This is a genomic window from Proteus sp. ZN5 (assembly GCF_011046025.1).
Classification (GTDB): domain Bacteria; phylum Pseudomonadota; class Gammaproteobacteria; order Enterobacterales; family Enterobacteriaceae; genus Proteus.
In genome coordinates this window covers 2,084,663-2,099,614 of record NZ_CP047639.1, presented here as the reverse complement: position 1 = coordinate 2,099,614, position 14,952 = coordinate 2,084,663, and the positions used below count along the sequence as shown (strand labels likewise).

Sequence of the window (14,952 nt, the reverse complement as noted above, 5' to 3'; positions counted from 1 at the left end):
TGAAATAAGGTGTTAATTATTTACTTAGTTAGTTGATTTAAATTTTATTTCAATGTTGAAGGTGACACTTGCCATAACAACTCCCCTGCACCTTTTGATAAATCAAAATCAACACAGGCAATAGTTGATGTTGAAAACATAGGAGCACATACAGCAGGACAGAGTTCAGCGACAACATAACCAACTAAAGGTAAGTGTGAAATAACAAGAACATTTTTATATCCTGTATCACCCAAGGCACGTAAGTAATGTGCAACATGTGAAGGATTACCTCCAGGGATAAGTCCATCATCTGTTTCTATTTTATTAGGTAGCGCTAAATCTACTTTTACTGCATCCAATGTCTGTTGAACGCGTAAATAAGGGCTGACTAAAACATAATCAATTATATGTCCTTGCTTTGACATCCATTCAGCCATTTTTATTGATTCACTTTTTCCACGTTCAGTCAGTGGTCTTAGTGCATCGCTGGCAGCATCAAGAGCTGCTTCTCCGTGGCGCATAATAAAAATTTGCATAGTAAATTATCAAACCTATTTTATTTTTGTAATTACTGGTATTTACAGTTTTAAGATACTTAATTCAATTCATTTCAAATCAAAATATTCCCATATAAAAATCTTCAATACCTTAATTGTAATAACATTATTAATCTTTTTAAGATCATGCCGTTGGTTTACAAATCAACATCATTTTCAGAATTTTATTTTAAAAAATTTCGTTTTTAAATTTATTTTCAAATAACTATTTTGCCATATCTGGCTATCATTAACACTTTCGACCTCTTTTTCCATTAAAAATTCACCAATTATTAATCTGACGCAAAAAGTACAAGAAAAAAGGCGCCTAAGCGCCTCAATCAAAACAAGTGTCACAAAAGGAAAAAGCAATGGTAAAGTGATGACCTTAATCGTAAAAACGTTCATTTCGTTTAGCCATTTCAACTAAACGCTCACAAGGGCGATATTTTTCTCCGTATTTATCGGCAAGTTGATTGAGCTTTTCTGCTACTTTTGTTGTTCCCATACTGTCCATATAACGGAATGGACCACCAAAAAAAGGAGGAAAACCGATACCAAATACAGCACCAATATCACCATCTCGTGGTTGCTTTATAATACTTTCATCTAAACAACGAACGGCCTCATTTAACATTAATAATAAACAACGCTCCGTAATTTCAGAGGAAGATAATTGGCTTTTAGGTTTAATTTGTAATAACCGATATATAGCAGGATCAGGCTGTTTTTTATTTTTACCTAATGAGAAAGGTAATGCGTGTTTTGCATAAAGATAAAAACCTCGTCCATTTTTACGACCTTTTCTATCATCAGCAATAATGGCATCGACAGCCGGAGGAGAAGCAAACCTTTCACCAAATGCATTCACTAATATTGGCGTTATTTTAGTACCAATATCAATCCCCACTTCATCCAATAACTGAATAGGCCCTACGGGAAAACCAAACTGAACAAGGGCTTTATCGATATTCTCAATAGGCTCTCCTTGTACTAAACATGTCAATGCTTCACTGATATAAGGAGCAAGAATACGGTTAACATAGAATCCCGGTTTATCACCAACAACTATTGCAACCTTGCCCTGCTTTTTCGCAAAGGCTACAGTTGTAGCAATGGTTTTTTCATCGGTATTTTCATGCGGAATAACTTCAACCAAAGGCATTTTTTCTACTGGACTAAAATAGTGAAGCCCGATCACTTTTTCTGGGTGTTTTGCTGTTTCTGCAATTTTATGAATAGGAAGTGAAGAGGTATTTGAAGCAAAAATAACTTTACCTTTTCCTACTTCTTCGATATCTGCAACCATCTTCTGTTTTAAAGCCAGATCTTCAAAAACCGCTTCAACAATAATATTTGATTGATGAAAACCGCTGTAATCCAATGAACCAGAGAGTAGCCCCATTTGACGCTGACGTTCGCGTGCAGATAACCTTTTTTTACTCACTTTGGCTGAAAGCGCTTTCCAACTATAATTAAGCGCCTGAGCAATTCCCTTATCACTGATATCTTTAATTCTTACTGGTAAATTACCTTTTGTCGCGGTCACAAAGGCAATACCACCGCCCATTAATCCACCACCTAAAATACCGATATGGTGCAAATTATCTGGTTTTTCCGATGATCCTGTTTCATTTTTAAGTGCCGTAGAAGCAAAAAAGAGATGCCTTAATGCAGATGAAACAGGTGTCATCGCTAGTTCACCAAACGCATTAGCCTCTTCTTTAAAACCTGTTTGAATATCTTTCTCAAGGCCTCGTTCAATGACATGAAGAATACGCTCTGCTGCTGGATAGTGACCTTTCGTCTTGGCTAATGTGCGTTTTTTGGCTTGCCCAAACAGTATATTTCTACCTAAAGTCGTATTTGCCCAAAAGCGATCCATTATCGAATGTTTTTTCTGCTCTTTTTTACCCGATAAAATCCATTTAGCTGCAACTTCTAATAGAATATCTTGTGAGACAACATCGTTTACAAGGCCTAATTTTAAGGCTCGTTTCGCATTAATTTGTCTACCCGTTAAGATCATGTCTAACGCAGATGTCACACCAATAAGACGAGGTAAACGTTGAGTTCCGCCAGAGCCCGGTAGTAATCCAAGTTGCACTTCAGGAAGCCCTAAACGTGTTTTATTATTATCAGAACAAATTCGTCCATGACAGGCTAAGGCTAATTCAAGTCCTCCGCCAAGGCATGCACCATTGATAGCCGCCACAACAGGCAATGGATAGTTTTCAAGTTGCGTAAAAAGATCCTGTCCTGCTTTAGCTAATGCACTCGCTTCTTCTTTGGTTTTACACCCCGCAATCATGGAGATATCTGCACCCGCAATAAAACTGTCTGTTTTACCTGAAGTGATGATTAATCCTTTTACACCGGAGTGTTGCTGAGCTTGCCTTAAAACATCTTGAAATTGCTGCACAAACTCTGCTTTTAGTGTGTTTACTTTTTCACCAATAACATCAATGGTGATAACACCCACTTTGTCATTACGAACTGAGAATTGAAAAACAGATGATTTTTCTAGTGTTGTTTGTTGTTGTTCCATTATTCCACCTCCAAAATCATCGCTGCACCTAATCCACCAGCCGCACAAGCAGTAGTTAACCCAAACCCTCCTCCTCGACGTTTAAGCTCATGCAGTGTCTGTGTGACCATTCTTGCGCCAGTCGCTGCAAATGGATGCCCATAAGCAATAGAACCACCTAGCACATTAAATTTATCCATATCCACTTCTCCAATCGCCTTGGATAATCCCAGTTGCTCTTTAGCAAAACGCTCACTGGCAAATAGTGTCAAATTGCTTAATGTTTGTGCAGCAAAAGCTTCATGCATATCAATTAGCGTTAAATCACTCAATGCAAGACCAGCGCGAGAAAGCGCAAGTGGTGTGGCATACGATGGCCCCAATAGCATATCTTTCCAAACATCTGTCGCTGTAAAAGCATAACTACGCAAATAACCTAAAGGCTGATAACCGAGACTTTTAGCTACAGATTCTTTCATCATTAATACTGCCGCTGCGCCATCGGTTAATGGCGTACTGTTTGCGGCAGTGACACTACCGTGGCGACGATCAAAGGCAGGTTTGAGTTTGGCATAAGAATCAAGAACAGAGTTTTTACGAATATTGTTATCTTGATGAAAGCCTTCTTTGTAGGGCGGGAAAAACGCGGTCATTACTTCATTATCTAGTTTTCCCATTTCCCATGCTTTCGTTGCTAATTGATGAGAACGATGTGCTAATTCATCTTGAGCAACTCTGGAAATATGATAAGTCTTTGCCATTTGCTCCGCGGTATCTCCCATACGCAACCCCGTTGAGTATTCAGCAACTGCGGGTGCCACAGGAAGGAGATCACGAAATCGTAATTGGCTTAAATAACTTAATTTCTGGCCTAATGATTTGGCCTTATTAAGGCTTAATAAAACATCTGCAAGCTTTTTACTAACGCCGATAGGCAAAACTGAAGAAGAGTCTGCACCACCAGCAATACCGACAGAAACATGTCCGGCCATCATGCTTTCAGCAACATTAGCAATCGCCTGAAAACTTGTTGCACATGCTCTTGTTACACTATAAGCATCAGTTTTTACACTTAACCCTGCGCCGAGCACAATTTCTCTGGCAATGTTAGGTGCTTCTGGCATTTGAACCACTTGGCCGAAAACAAGTTGATCAATAATTTCGGGAGGAATTTCATTGCGAGTCACTAATTCTTGAACCACTGAACGCCCTAATTCAACCGCAGGTATTCCTCGATACGCAGTCGCTTGTTTAGCAAAAGGTAAGCGTAGCCCGCTGACAATAGCGATGCGATCTTTCATAGCACTGTTCGTTGATGACTTCATAACGGCTCCTGACAAAATGATTTCCTAACACCAAAGAGGTCTGACCTGATAATAGTGTTAACAAAAATTTCACTTTTCAGAAACGTCATTTTACGAGAATTGGGAGTTAGCGCTCAATATTTCGATGAAATGTCTGAAACTTAACAATAATGATAGAAAAAAGAATGGAGTGATCGAGAGATATAAAAAAGGCTGTCGAATTTCAACAGCCTTAAATCTATTAATTTCAGAGGATTAACGTAATCCTAACTGGAAAATTAGGTTTTCTGCTTCACAAGAGAATGTAAAATCAGCGGTAAGTTGAACACCACCATCAACATCAGCAAATTGTTGATTAATTTTACAAGGCTCTGAAGCGATAGATTGTGCTTTTGCACTGAGTTGATCTAACATTGCTTGCGCTTGTACTTTATCAGCGAAGACATGCTGATATGACGCTGTGCAATTCTTATTGTCAATAATAGTACCCACATCTACACAACAGCAAGCAGCGGTTTCTTCTGCACTACAACGATTAATTGCGTCTGCCATTTTAGTCTCCCAACGAAAGAAATGTTAATTATCTATCATAATCGCAAAAAAATAAAATAAACTGCTTTAGCTCAAATTTTATTACAATTTTACAAAAATAATTGATCATTCTGTTTATTTAACAATCAAAAACATCTTTATTGGCATATTTTGTGAAAAATATGTTAACCAAATCTCAATTATTGAATCTAAATGGCAATATTTGTAAAACATACTTGCAACATTTGGGGTAATCAACTTTATACTTAATCAACTGGTCTGATTTGTCATAACGACAACCGCACCTAAAATCCAGCGCTTCTAATCAGAAGTTACTAACTTAAAAAAATTATGAGGGTTTAGGTCATGAACCGTAAAAACCTGTTTACTCGCACAGCACTAGCTGCCATTGTAGGAGCAATTTCCTCTCAAGCAGGCGCTGCCGGTTTTCAGTTAAATGAATATTCTACTTCAGCACTAGGGCGTGCATTTTCAGGGGAAGGCGTTATCGCCGATGACGCAAGCGTAGGTAGCCGTAACCCAGCCGCACTTACCATGTTCGATCGCCCTGAATTCTCTGTTGGTGCTATCCTTATTAACCCAGGCGTTGATGTTAAAGGTAAATCACCTCTTACTGGTACTGATACCACTGCAAAAGATATCGCACCAAGTGCATTAGTGCCTAACATCCACTTTGTTGCCCCTATTAATGATAAATGGGCGATTGGTGCATCAGGTACAACAAACTTTGGTTTAGCAACTGATTTTCCGAGCGATTACCCAGCAGGGCTTATCGGTGGCAAAACCGATTTAAAAACCATGAACTTAAACTTAAGTGCAGGTTACCGTGTTAATAACCAACTCAGTGTTGGTTTAGGCTTAAATGCTCTTTATGCTGATGCTGAAATTACGCGCCATGTGGGCGAAGCAGGTAAAGTTTTAGGAAATAAATTACCACCTCCGTTAGGAGGCTATGTGTCCAGCCTATCTCCAAGTGATCGCTTTGCTCAATTAAAAGGTGATGCATGGGGCTTTGGTTGGAACGCCGGTTTATTATATGAATTTGATGAAGGTAACCGTATTAGTTTCACTTACCGTTCTAAAGTGAAAGTCAAATTTAAAGACGGAGAGTTCCAGAGCGATTTAAAAACAATCCCTCTTCCAAATGGTAGTTCTATTATTGGAACAGAAGGTGGAACCATTAAAGGTAAACTTGACCTTAATTTACCTGAAATTTGGGAATTTGCCGCTTATCACCGTGTAGCACCAAAATGGGCGGTACACTATAACTTCGCTTATACAAGCTGGAGTGCTTTCGAAGAGCTAAGAGCGACACGTAAGAGTGATGGCCAACAACTGTTCAAGAAAGAAGAAGGTTTCCGTGATGCATGGCGTGTCGCTTTAGGTACAACCTATTATCATGACGATAACTGGACATTCCGTACTGGTATTGCTTTTGATGACAGCCCTGTTCCTGCTGATAAACGCTCAATATCTATTCCAGACCAAGACCGTTTCTGGTTAAGTGCAGGGGCAACCTATGCATTTAACAAAGATATGTCTGTTGATGTTGGCTTAGCATATATGCACGGTAAAAAAGTCACCATCAAAGAGAAATTATCTGAAGATTTACCATTACCTGCATATGAGTTTGAATCATCAGGTAAAGCATGGTTATACGGTATGAACTTTAACTACCGCTTCTAATTTTTCACTGTGCTTTTTATACAAAAAATGGTCTTTTTTAAGACCATTTTTTTATTTATTCATCAAGCTAACAAAGATAATGAACTAATCGATAGAATCTAAATCATCTTCAATAGCTTTCGCATTAGGATTTTCTTTTACAGTGCCATCAGCTTGAAAGTCGTTACGCTGGAAATAAGCTTCGCGCATCATTAAATATGGATCAGACGAGTTTTGTAAAATCGCATCGGAATCGAGCAATTGTGCCCGTGTTTCAATGCCCTCTAATGCCCACTTACCTGCTGACATCCAAAAAGTTAAATAGCTCAGCATAGGATACGTTAAGTCAGCCCAGTCACCGCCCTCTTCACGGACAGTAAAGCTACCATAGCCCGGTACAACCACATAGGGGCCATAATCCATACCATAATGACCTAACGTACTACCAAATCGCATTGGGACTTCTTTTTCCATCGTTTCTTTAGACATACCAGCGACATCTATTAAGCCACCCATACCAAAAACGGTATTAATCCAGAAACGACCAAAATGTTTTGCCCCCTTCTCAAAGTCACCACGCAATACGCTGTTTACCATACTTGCCGGCTCTTCTAAGTTACCTAAAAAGTTAGATAAGCCATTTCTTGCTGGTGGTGGCACATAATCACGCCAAACAACCGCAACAGGGCGTAAGATATAGGGATCTAAAACATAGTAGTTAAAATCAAACATCTGGCGGTTGAACCCTTCCAATGGGTCAGAGCGCCCCTCCCCATTATTAGGGGTACTTGCACATCCTGAAAGTAAGGCGACTGAAAGAGCAACACCGCACAGGCGATACTTCATAATGTTCTCCGCTAATTATCTTATGATGGACAGCATCATAGTTCGCATATTCATAAACTCTACACATAATACTGTCAATGCATGATAAGTGGTACTTTTATTAGGTTTTGATCTTATAAGATAATTCGGTTTTTGTGATTATCTTATTGAGCTGATTTAAAATATTAGCCCAATATTATGGGCTAATATAAAAATCTATGATGTTATTTAATTATATTCTTTTATCACTAATCGCTCTTCTGGATCAGGGTACGAAAAATGCTGTGTAATAAAATCAAACTCTACTTCTGTGGTTTTAAACGGGTTCTCATCTGATTGATTACGTAAAGATAATCGTTTTTTACACTCAGCACTTTCTACTTTCAAAACATGAAATAAATAAGGCATTCCCGTATTATCAGCTAATGATTTTAGCCATTTTCGCTGCTTTGGTGTATTCGCCGGAAAATCCATAATAACGGTATTTCCAGCATTAAGAAGAACTGCAATATGTTCGCTTAATACCCCCTTCACTAACTCACTTTTTTCAATATAGTCAGTTACTGTCTTTATTTGATTTGGGTAAAGTCGCGATAACCATTCATCTTCATTGATTAATACTGTTCTGGGTGATTTAGCAAATAATTTAGCTAACGTTGATTTACCAGAAGCAATTTTTCCACAGAAAAAATGTAAACGAACATCTGAAGATGATTTTAATAAATCAGTACCATAAGAGTTATCGATAACACAAAACCATTGGTCATTAATAAGTTTAAAAACATAAGTGGCTTCTCTTACGGTATTAAACTTTCCTTCATTTGGCATATTTGCACTTAAAAGAGTTTGCGCTAAAACAAGCGCACAATCTTCGCCAAAAATAACGTTTACTTTTCCTTGAGAAACTTGCAATGAGTGATTAAAAAATCCAGCGATCGCCATAAATGCTTTTTTTAGTGAAGGTTTGCCAGAAACATGCAAATCATCTTTAACCACCAATGTGCCATTTTCAGTATAAAAATCCATTAAATACTCAAAATTTTCATCAGTAATAGCTTGATCTGCATTCGCAATTAATTGCGTTAGCGATTGGGTATGTTGCTCAATTTCTTGTGAAGTAAACATTTTTTATCCTTATCTTTTTGCCAGATAAGGAGTTTAAAATAAAAAAACCCGCTTATCTGGCGGGTTATTAATACAACCAATCCCCACCACTAAGTGATGGTAATAATAATTGATGGAGAGGTTGTAAAATATGACATAAAAATAAACCTTATAAATAGACTAAATAAAATCTAACAGTAATTTATTTTTTAAACAAGAATATATTTTTAAAATCAAAGCAGTAAATTAATTGATATTTAATTTCCCTTTGAATATAAAACTGTTTTACTTAACTGTTATAGATAAATAATTATTTGCTCTCATGGTGGCAGCAATATGATGTTTTCCCAGATGATTTTTCTTCTTGAATTGGTGGACAAGGTACTGTTCCATAAGAACAAAACACACAGCAGTCTCCTTCAAGGGGTTTTAATAAAGTATAACAATGTGTGCATTCATAAAACCATTGGCAAGCATCTGTTGGCATTGTTTCTATTTTTTTCGTATGACAATGCGGGCAAGTGATTTCCGACACCAAGTTAATCTGATTATTTGACATTCTATTTCCACAAAAATTTATAAACATCGTTTTTTTATTTATAATACGCTATTTTCATTTCTTCAATAGCGTATTAAATCAATCATTTATTTATTTATGACTTGCTGATTAAATACTTGCTGTTTTATTGCGGAAATATCAACTTCTTCTAAGTATTGAACAATATTAGGAAAAAAGAGTTCATGATAGCCGTATTCTTTTTTTCTTAATTCAGCGATTGCCTGCTCTTTTGTCCAATTCTCAAAGATTAACCGATACATTGCTATAATAGTTCCTGTGCGATCACTACCATGCCAACAATGCACTAACACAGGATCAGGCGTGCTATTTATTTTATGTAATACCTCAATAACGTCCTTATCAGTAATTCTACCCGCATTCATTTTTACGTGAAAAGTTTCTAATTGCGTACCTTTTACATCATCGCTATCACTATGATATTCACGTAAGTTAATAATCGTCTTGATACCTTGGGCTTCTAACCATTTCATTTCACCTGGTGTCGGTTGTCCTGAACGATAAACTTTTTCTGAAACTTGATAAAAATTTTCAGGAGGTACAAGGATATCAGTAGGCCTAGAGTTACACCCCACCAGCAGAAAAAAATAAGCAATAAATAAAAACTTCAAATATCGAATATCATTAATTGATTTCATGTCCATATAAAAACCTAAATTTATTGTTGGTTATTAATGAGGAAGTAAAACACTAGCGATAATAGCGTGAATTGATAAACACTGCTCTAGGAATAATTTCTAAATTTACAGAATGGGTAATAGATGGCGTTCCCTACAGGAATCGAACCTGTAACTAGCCCTTAGGAGGGGCTTGTTATATCCATTTAACTAAGGGAACATACGTAGGAAGATAAAGCATGACTTATGGACGGGCTATATTTTACCCCCCTCACTCTATATTAATCAAGTTTTAACGCACTGATATTGGAAGGAATTTTTTTGTTTCTTTTTTGAACAATGCAATTTGACTTAAAAAGTATCTGATAAATATCATTATCACTGATTATGTTTAATCTTATACATGTCTGTTTTATTAAAACTCTTTCAATCGTTTTAAAAACAATTTCGGTGAATATCCCATCTCTTTATTAAACATTGCACTAAAAGCGCTCGGATTTTCATAACCCAGCTCTAAAGCAACTTCAGTGACTGAATCTCCTTTCTTTAAAGCGGTTAACGCATACATTAAACACGCTTTTTGACGCCAATCTCGAAAAGAAAGTCCAGTCTCCTTATGAAAAAGACGAGTAAATGTACGTAGACTCTTATTTAATTTTTCAGCCCACATTTCTGGTGTCGTACGAATATTGGGTTGTGACATAAATTCAGTACACAATTCATCTAATAAAGCATGTTGCGGTAATGGCGTAAAATAAGGTAATGGTTTAGCTTGAGATAACTCATGACAAAGCAAAGTCAATAATGCGCTATCTCGCCCGCCTAAATCATAAAGTAAAGGAAGTTCATTGGCTGAAAGTAATAACTGATGAAGAAGAGGGGAAACTTGTAAAACCTCACAATATTCTGAATGGCGAGGAATTTTATTAGGCTCAATATAGAGACTATAAGTACTGCTACCCAACATTAGCACTTGGTGTACTTTTTCTGCGGGGATCCACACGCCACTGTAAGGCAATACAATCCATTGACCATCTTCTGTTTTGACTTTCATTACCCCATTAGGGGCATACAAGAATTGTGCTCTTCGATGATGATGAGCTTCAAGTAATGTGTCATAAGGATAATCAGAACCTAATGCCAAAATATCACGAGGAAGATCATCCACACTGTTGATATCGATATTACGCATAATATTTAAATTGTCCTAAATTCGTATAAACTTGTCATTATCGCGTGGGTAAGCCATCACTTTATTCTATATTGTTAATCTCCTGACTCAACAGGAGATTTGAAATGACACTCTGGCTGATTTCTTTTGGTTTAATTTCAGGCATCACAACATGGTTATTTGGCTTTGGCGGAGGTTTTGTTACTGTTCCCTTACTCTATACACTTATTCTGACACTTTGGGGAAGTGACAGTTTACCTGCCGAACATGCTATGCAAATCGCAGTTGCTACCTCTGCATTAATTATGTTGTTTTCTGCGACAGTCACAACCATTAAACACCATAAAGCCAAAAGGCTTGATTGGAATATCATGTCCATTCTGTTTATGGGTATTGCTTTTGGTGGGATCTTAGGTGCTCTTCTCGCATTAACAGTTGAAGGTACGTGGATCAAATGGATCTTTATTGGTTATCTCTTTGTCACTATTTTAGACTGCTATTTTCGCCCCGGTTTTATGGCCCTTACTCACAACTCAAAAAAAGTAACTAAAGCAAGAGAAACGGTTAATGGCACAGTGATTGGTATTATCGCTGCTTTTTTAGGCGTTGGCGGAAGTGTCATGACAGTACCTTTATTGCGCCGTAGAGGAACACCAATGGCGCAATCAGCAGCGATGGCAAATGCATTAACCTTACCTTTAGCTCTCACGGCAACATTTACTTATATCGCCCTTTCTTTTACATCACCTTTAAATAGTGAATCTGGTTTTATTGGTTATATTTGGTTAAAAGCCGCACTGATTCTGATTTGCAGTACTTGGGTTGGCTTGAAGATCTCTGAACGCTTTTTATCTCGTATTCCTGATAAATGGCACGCAAGAGTTTATCCTCTGTTACTGAGTCTTGTTTTAATTGTCATGCTGTTTTAAATCCCTTCTTCTATATAGAAGATACAAAGACAACAAGCAACGAAGAAAACAATAACGACTACACATAAAATGGTGACTTTGGGTATTCAAAAAAGTCGCCATTTTTTAACATTTCACCTCATCTTTTTCCTACGCATCTTCACCTAGCATTAATGCTATTGAGACACATAAAACAAAAAATATCTCTTTTTGACAATCACGACACAGTTCCATAACGATTAATATCATTAATTAATATTTAAACATAATGAACAATAATTTATAAATTGTCTTATGCTTAGTATCAGTCTGATCACGTTTCGATGAGTGTTTTTCGTACTAGAAATCACCTATTTATTTTTCTATTTTATTTGTATTTATCATCAAAATAATAAGTTAGCTATTTTTCACAAGAAAATAATTTAAGAAGAAACTGAATTTAAATAGCATAAAAAGTATTATTTATTATGATTTTTAAATAACAAATTAATTACAATATAATACCATTTCGATATATAAATAATTATATATCGATAGGCTTTTTTGTCAAATTTTAATTATTATTAATCATATATTTTAAATACACTTTAGTAAAACAGATTAATAACTTAAGTCTGTGAATTTAAACGGACTATCAGCAACTGCCATATCCCTTTAAATCCCTTATTCCTTCTCCAAACTTTTATAATAATACTTAATAGAAGAAAATAATTATCATTTAATTTTGTCTATTTTAGTTAATTTATTTAGTGACATTTATTAACTTTTTATTCTCTATTATTTATTATTTACAACTAACTCATCACTTATGGATTAATAAAATGGAGACGCCTTCAAATATTTATTTAACCGTCCGTATATAATATTTAGCTATAAGAAGAAACTGGAGGTTATATGAGTATTAGTCGTCGTTCTTTCATTAAGGGGATGGGGATAGGATGTGTGGGTTGTACCGTGAGTAGTTTACCACCAGGTGCTCTTGCATTTAATCCTGTAGATTCTCTTAAGGGTCAGTCAAAATTAACACCTAGCCTGTGTGAAATGTGTTCTTATCGTTGTCCGATAGAAGCTCAGGTTGTTAACAACAAAACCGTCTTTATCCAAGGAAATAGAAATGCTGAACACCAAAGTAGCCGAGTTTGTGCAAGAGGCGGAAGTGGTGTTAGCCTAGTTAATGATCCAAACCGGATTGTCAAACCCATGAAACACAAAGGCCCAAGAGGTGCTGGCGAATGGGAAGTGATAAGCTGGGAACAAGCTTATAAAGAAATTGCAGAAAAGATGAACACCATAAAACAAAACTATGGTGCTGAAAGTATCTCTTTTTCATCTAAATCAGGTTCACTCTCTTCTCATCTTTTCCATTTGGCTGCCGCTTTTGGCTCTCCAAATACCTTTACACACGCATCTACTTGTCCAGCAGGTAAAGCCATTGCAGCATCCGTTATGATGGGTGGTGATCTTGCAATGGATTTAGCGAATTCTAAATATATTCTTTCTTTTGGTCATAACCTTTATGAAGGTATTGAAGTCGCCGAAACTCATGAACTGATGACAGCACAAGAGCGCGGTGCAAAACTTGTCAGTTTTGATCCTCGTTTGTCTGTTGTTTCAAGTAAAGCTGATGAGTGGTTTGCGATCCGCCCAGGCGGGGATTTACCAGTTTTAATGGCAATGTGCCATATCTTAATTAAAGAAGATCTCTACGATAAAGATTTCGTTGAGAAATTTACGATTGGTTTACCACAATTAAAAGAAGTTCTACAAGATACCACGCCAGAATGGGCTCAAGCACATTCTGATGTGCCAGCTAAAGATATTGTTCGTATTGCTCGTGAGATTGCAGCGAAAGCACCTCACGCACTGATTATGCCTGGTCACCGCGCAACCTTTAATAAAGAAGAAATTAATATGCGTAGAATGATCTTCACATTCAATGCCTTACTCGGCAACATTGAACGTGAAGGTGGTATGTATCAGAAGAAAGCAGCGACAAAATACAATAAATTAGCGGGTATTGAAGTTGCGCCTGAATTAGCAAAACCAAGCGTTAAAGGCATGCCTGAAATTACCGCAAAACGTATTGATGCAACAGCGCCTCAATTTAAGTACATCAATAAAGGTGGCGGCATTGTTCAATCTATTATCGATTCAACATTAGAAGCTGTGCCGTATCAAACAAAAGCATGGATTATGTCTCGCCATAACCCATTCCAAACAGTGAGTTGCCGTCCTGAGCTAGAGAAAGCCGCACAGAAATTAGACTTAATTGTTAGCTGTGATGTGTATTTAAGTGAAAGTGCCGCTTATGCCGATTATCTTTTACCTGAATGTACCTATTTAGAACGTGATGAAGAAGTTGCTGATGTTTCAGGTTTAAACCCAGCTTATGCATTACGCCAGCAAGTTGTCGAACCGATTGGTGATACTAAACCAAGTTGGTTAATTTGGATGGAATTAGGTAAAGCATTAGGATTAGAAGCCTGTTTCCCTTGGGAAAATATGGGAGTAAGACAGCTTTATCAAGTTAATGGTAGTGAAGCACTTTATAAAGAGATGCATAAAAAAGGCTATATCTCTTATGGTATTCCACTGTTATTACGCGAACCTTCTTATGTAAAAGCCTTTGTTGAGCAATATCCAGATGCCATTAAGCATGTTGATAGCAACAATACAATGGAAAAAGCCCTCTCCTTTAAATCACCAAGTGGCTTAATTGAAATCTACTCTGAAGAATTAGAAAGCCGTTTAGAAAACTACGGTATTCCACGCTTCCACAACTTCCCATTAAAAGAAAAAGACGAGCTTTATTTTATCCAAGGTAAAGTCGCCGTTCATACTAATGGTGCAACACAATATGTACCGTTATTAGCTGAATTAATGTGGGAAAACCCTGTTTGGCTTCACCCTGAAACAGCTAAAAACCATGGGATTAAACATGGTGATGAAATCATTCTAGAAAACAGTATAGGCAAAGAAAAAGCACATGCTTTGATAACGGAAGGCATTCGCCCTGACACTGTATTTGTTTATATGGGATCAGGTGCAAAAGCAGGTGCGAGAACAGCAGCGACTACAACAGGTGTTCACTGTGGCAACTTATTACCTCATGAAATTAGTCCTGTATCAGGTACTGATGTGCATACATCAGGTGTCAGAATTAGTCGGGCTTAAGGAAAAAAAT

General features: G+C 37.0%; 12 protein-coding genes and 1 tRNA gene. 3 read left to right on the top strand and 10 right to left on the bottom strand.

Annotated features, from left to right (window positions below):
* Window positions 1–44 precede the first annotated feature (44 nt).
* From sixA to GTK47_RS09600, 4 genes are all read right to left on the bottom strand, one after another.
* The gene (sixA, locus tag GTK47_RS09615; protein WP_165122906.1) at window positions 45–518 is read right to left on the bottom strand and encodes a phosphohistidine phosphatase SixA; all 474 of its coding nucleotides are present in this window, start codon (window positions 516–518) and stop codon (window positions 45–47) included.
* Window positions 519–906: 388 nt separating this feature from the next.
* Window positions 907–3,069, bottom strand: a complete 2,163-nt coding sequence (gene fadJ / locus GTK47_RS09610; protein ID WP_206535904.1) for a fatty acid oxidation complex subunit alpha FadJ — start codon at window positions 3,067–3,069, stop codon at window positions 907–909.
* Complete coding sequence (fadI, locus tag GTK47_RS09605) at window positions 3,066–4,370, bottom strand: acetyl-CoA C-acyltransferase FadI (RefSeq protein WP_165122904.1); 1,305 nt, start codon at window positions 4,368–4,370, stop codon at window positions 3,066–3,068. The genes fadJ and fadI overlap by 4 nt, the downstream gene beginning before the upstream one ends.
* Window positions 4,371–4,604: 234 nt before the next feature.
* The gene (locus GTK47_RS09600; protein WP_006533378.1) at window positions 4,605–4,901 is read right to left on the bottom strand and encodes a YfcZ/YiiS family protein; all 297 of its coding nucleotides are present in this window, start codon (window positions 4,899–4,901) and stop codon (window positions 4,605–4,607) included.
* Between the two features lie 345 nt (window positions 4,902–5,246).
* On the opposite strand from GTK47_RS09600, the gene fadL reads away from it, so the two are divergent.
* Window positions 5,247–6,587 (top strand): long-chain fatty acid transporter FadL, encoded by a 1,341-nt coding sequence (gene fadL / locus GTK47_RS09595; protein WP_165122903.1) that lies wholly within the window; start codon window positions 5,247–5,249, stop codon window positions 6,585–6,587.
* Between the two features lie 84 nt (window positions 6,588–6,671).
* Here the strand turns inward: fadL and mlaA are convergent, their stop codons facing one another.
* The 6 genes from mlaA to GTK47_RS09565 form a co-directional block, all read right to left on the bottom strand.
* Window positions 6,672–7,412, bottom strand: coding sequence for a phospholipid-binding lipoprotein MlaA (gene mlaA / locus GTK47_RS09590; protein WP_075670556.1), 741 nt, complete (start codon window positions 7,410–7,412; stop codon window positions 6,672–6,674).
* A gap of 207 nt (window positions 7,413–7,619) precedes the next feature.
* Complete coding sequence (locus GTK47_RS09585) at window positions 7,620–8,516, bottom strand: AAA family ATPase (protein ID WP_241256095.1); 897 nt, start codon at window positions 8,514–8,516, stop codon at window positions 7,620–7,622.
* Between the two features lie 289 nt (window positions 8,517–8,805).
* On the bottom strand, window positions 8,806–9,054 hold the full coding sequence (locus GTK47_RS20620) for a GDCCVxC domain-containing (seleno)protein (protein WP_165122902.1): 249 nt from the start codon (window positions 9,052–9,054) through the stop codon (window positions 8,806–8,808).
* A gap of 86 nt (window positions 9,055–9,140) precedes the next feature.
* On the bottom strand, window positions 9,141–9,716 hold the full coding sequence (locus GTK47_RS09575; RefSeq protein WP_165122901.1) for a dual specificity protein phosphatase family protein: 576 nt from the start codon (window positions 9,714–9,716) through the stop codon (window positions 9,141–9,143).
* A gap of 118 nt (window positions 9,717–9,834) precedes the next feature.
* A tRNA-Arg gene (locus GTK47_RS09570) sits at window positions 9,835–9,909 on the bottom strand.
* A gap of 195 nt (window positions 9,910–10,104) precedes the next feature.
* Complete coding sequence (locus tag GTK47_RS09565) at window positions 10,105–10,881, bottom strand: helix-turn-helix transcriptional regulator (RefSeq protein ID WP_165122900.1); 777 nt, start codon at window positions 10,879–10,881, stop codon at window positions 10,105–10,107.
* Between the two features lie 104 nt (window positions 10,882–10,985).
* Here GTK47_RS09565 and GTK47_RS09560 point away from each other — a divergent pair, with 104 nt between their 5' ends.
* A complete protein-coding gene (locus GTK47_RS09560; RefSeq protein ID WP_165122899.1) occupies window positions 10,986–11,789 on the top strand; it encodes a sulfite exporter TauE/SafE family protein in 804 nt (267 codons plus the stop codon).
* 873 nt (window positions 11,790–12,662) lie between these two features.
* Complete coding sequence (gene phsA, locus GTK47_RS09555; RefSeq protein WP_165122898.1) at window positions 12,663–14,942, top strand: thiosulfate reductase PhsA; 2,280 nt, start codon at window positions 12,663–12,665, stop codon at window positions 14,940–14,942.
* Window positions 14,943–14,952: the final 10 nt, after the last annotated feature.

Coding starts and splice junctions, on each gene's coding strand:
- GTK47_RS09585 (WP_241256095.1), bottom strand. CDS start 8,516: ATGTTTACTTCACAAGAAATTGAGCAACATACCCAATCGCTAACGCAA.
- GTK47_RS09565 (WP_165122900.1), bottom strand. CDS start 10,881: ATGCGTAATATCGATATCAACAGTGTGGATGATCTTCCTCGTGATATT.
- GTK47_RS09575 (WP_165122901.1), bottom strand. CDS start 9,716: ATGGACATGAAATCAATTAATGATATTCGATATTTGAAGTTTTTATTT.
- GTK47_RS09600 (WP_006533378.1), bottom strand. CDS start 4,901: ATGGCAGACGCAATTAATCGTTGTAGTGCAGAAGAAACCGCTGCTTGC.
- sixA (WP_165122906.1), bottom strand. CDS start 518: ATGCAAATTTTTATTATGCGCCACGGAGAAGCAGCTCTTGATGCTGCC.
- phsA (WP_165122898.1), top strand. CDS start 12,663: ATGAGTATTAGTCGTCGTTCTTTCATTAAGGGGATGGGGATAGGATGT.
- mlaA (WP_075670556.1), bottom strand. CDS start 7,412: ATGAAGTATCGCCTGTGCGGTGTTGCTCTTTCAGTCGCCTTACTTTCA.
- GTK47_RS20620 (WP_165122902.1), bottom strand. CDS start 9,054: ATGTCAAATAATCAGATTAACTTGGTGTCGGAAATCACTTGCCCGCAT.
- fadI (WP_165122904.1), bottom strand. CDS start 4,370: ATGAAGTCATCAACGAACAGTGCTATGAAAGATCGCATCGCTATTGTC.
- GTK47_RS09560 (WP_165122899.1), top strand. CDS start 10,986: ATGACACTCTGGCTGATTTCTTTTGGTTTAATTTCAGGCATCACAACA.
- fadL (WP_165122903.1), top strand. CDS start 5,247: ATGAACCGTAAAAACCTGTTTACTCGCACAGCACTAGCTGCCATTGTA.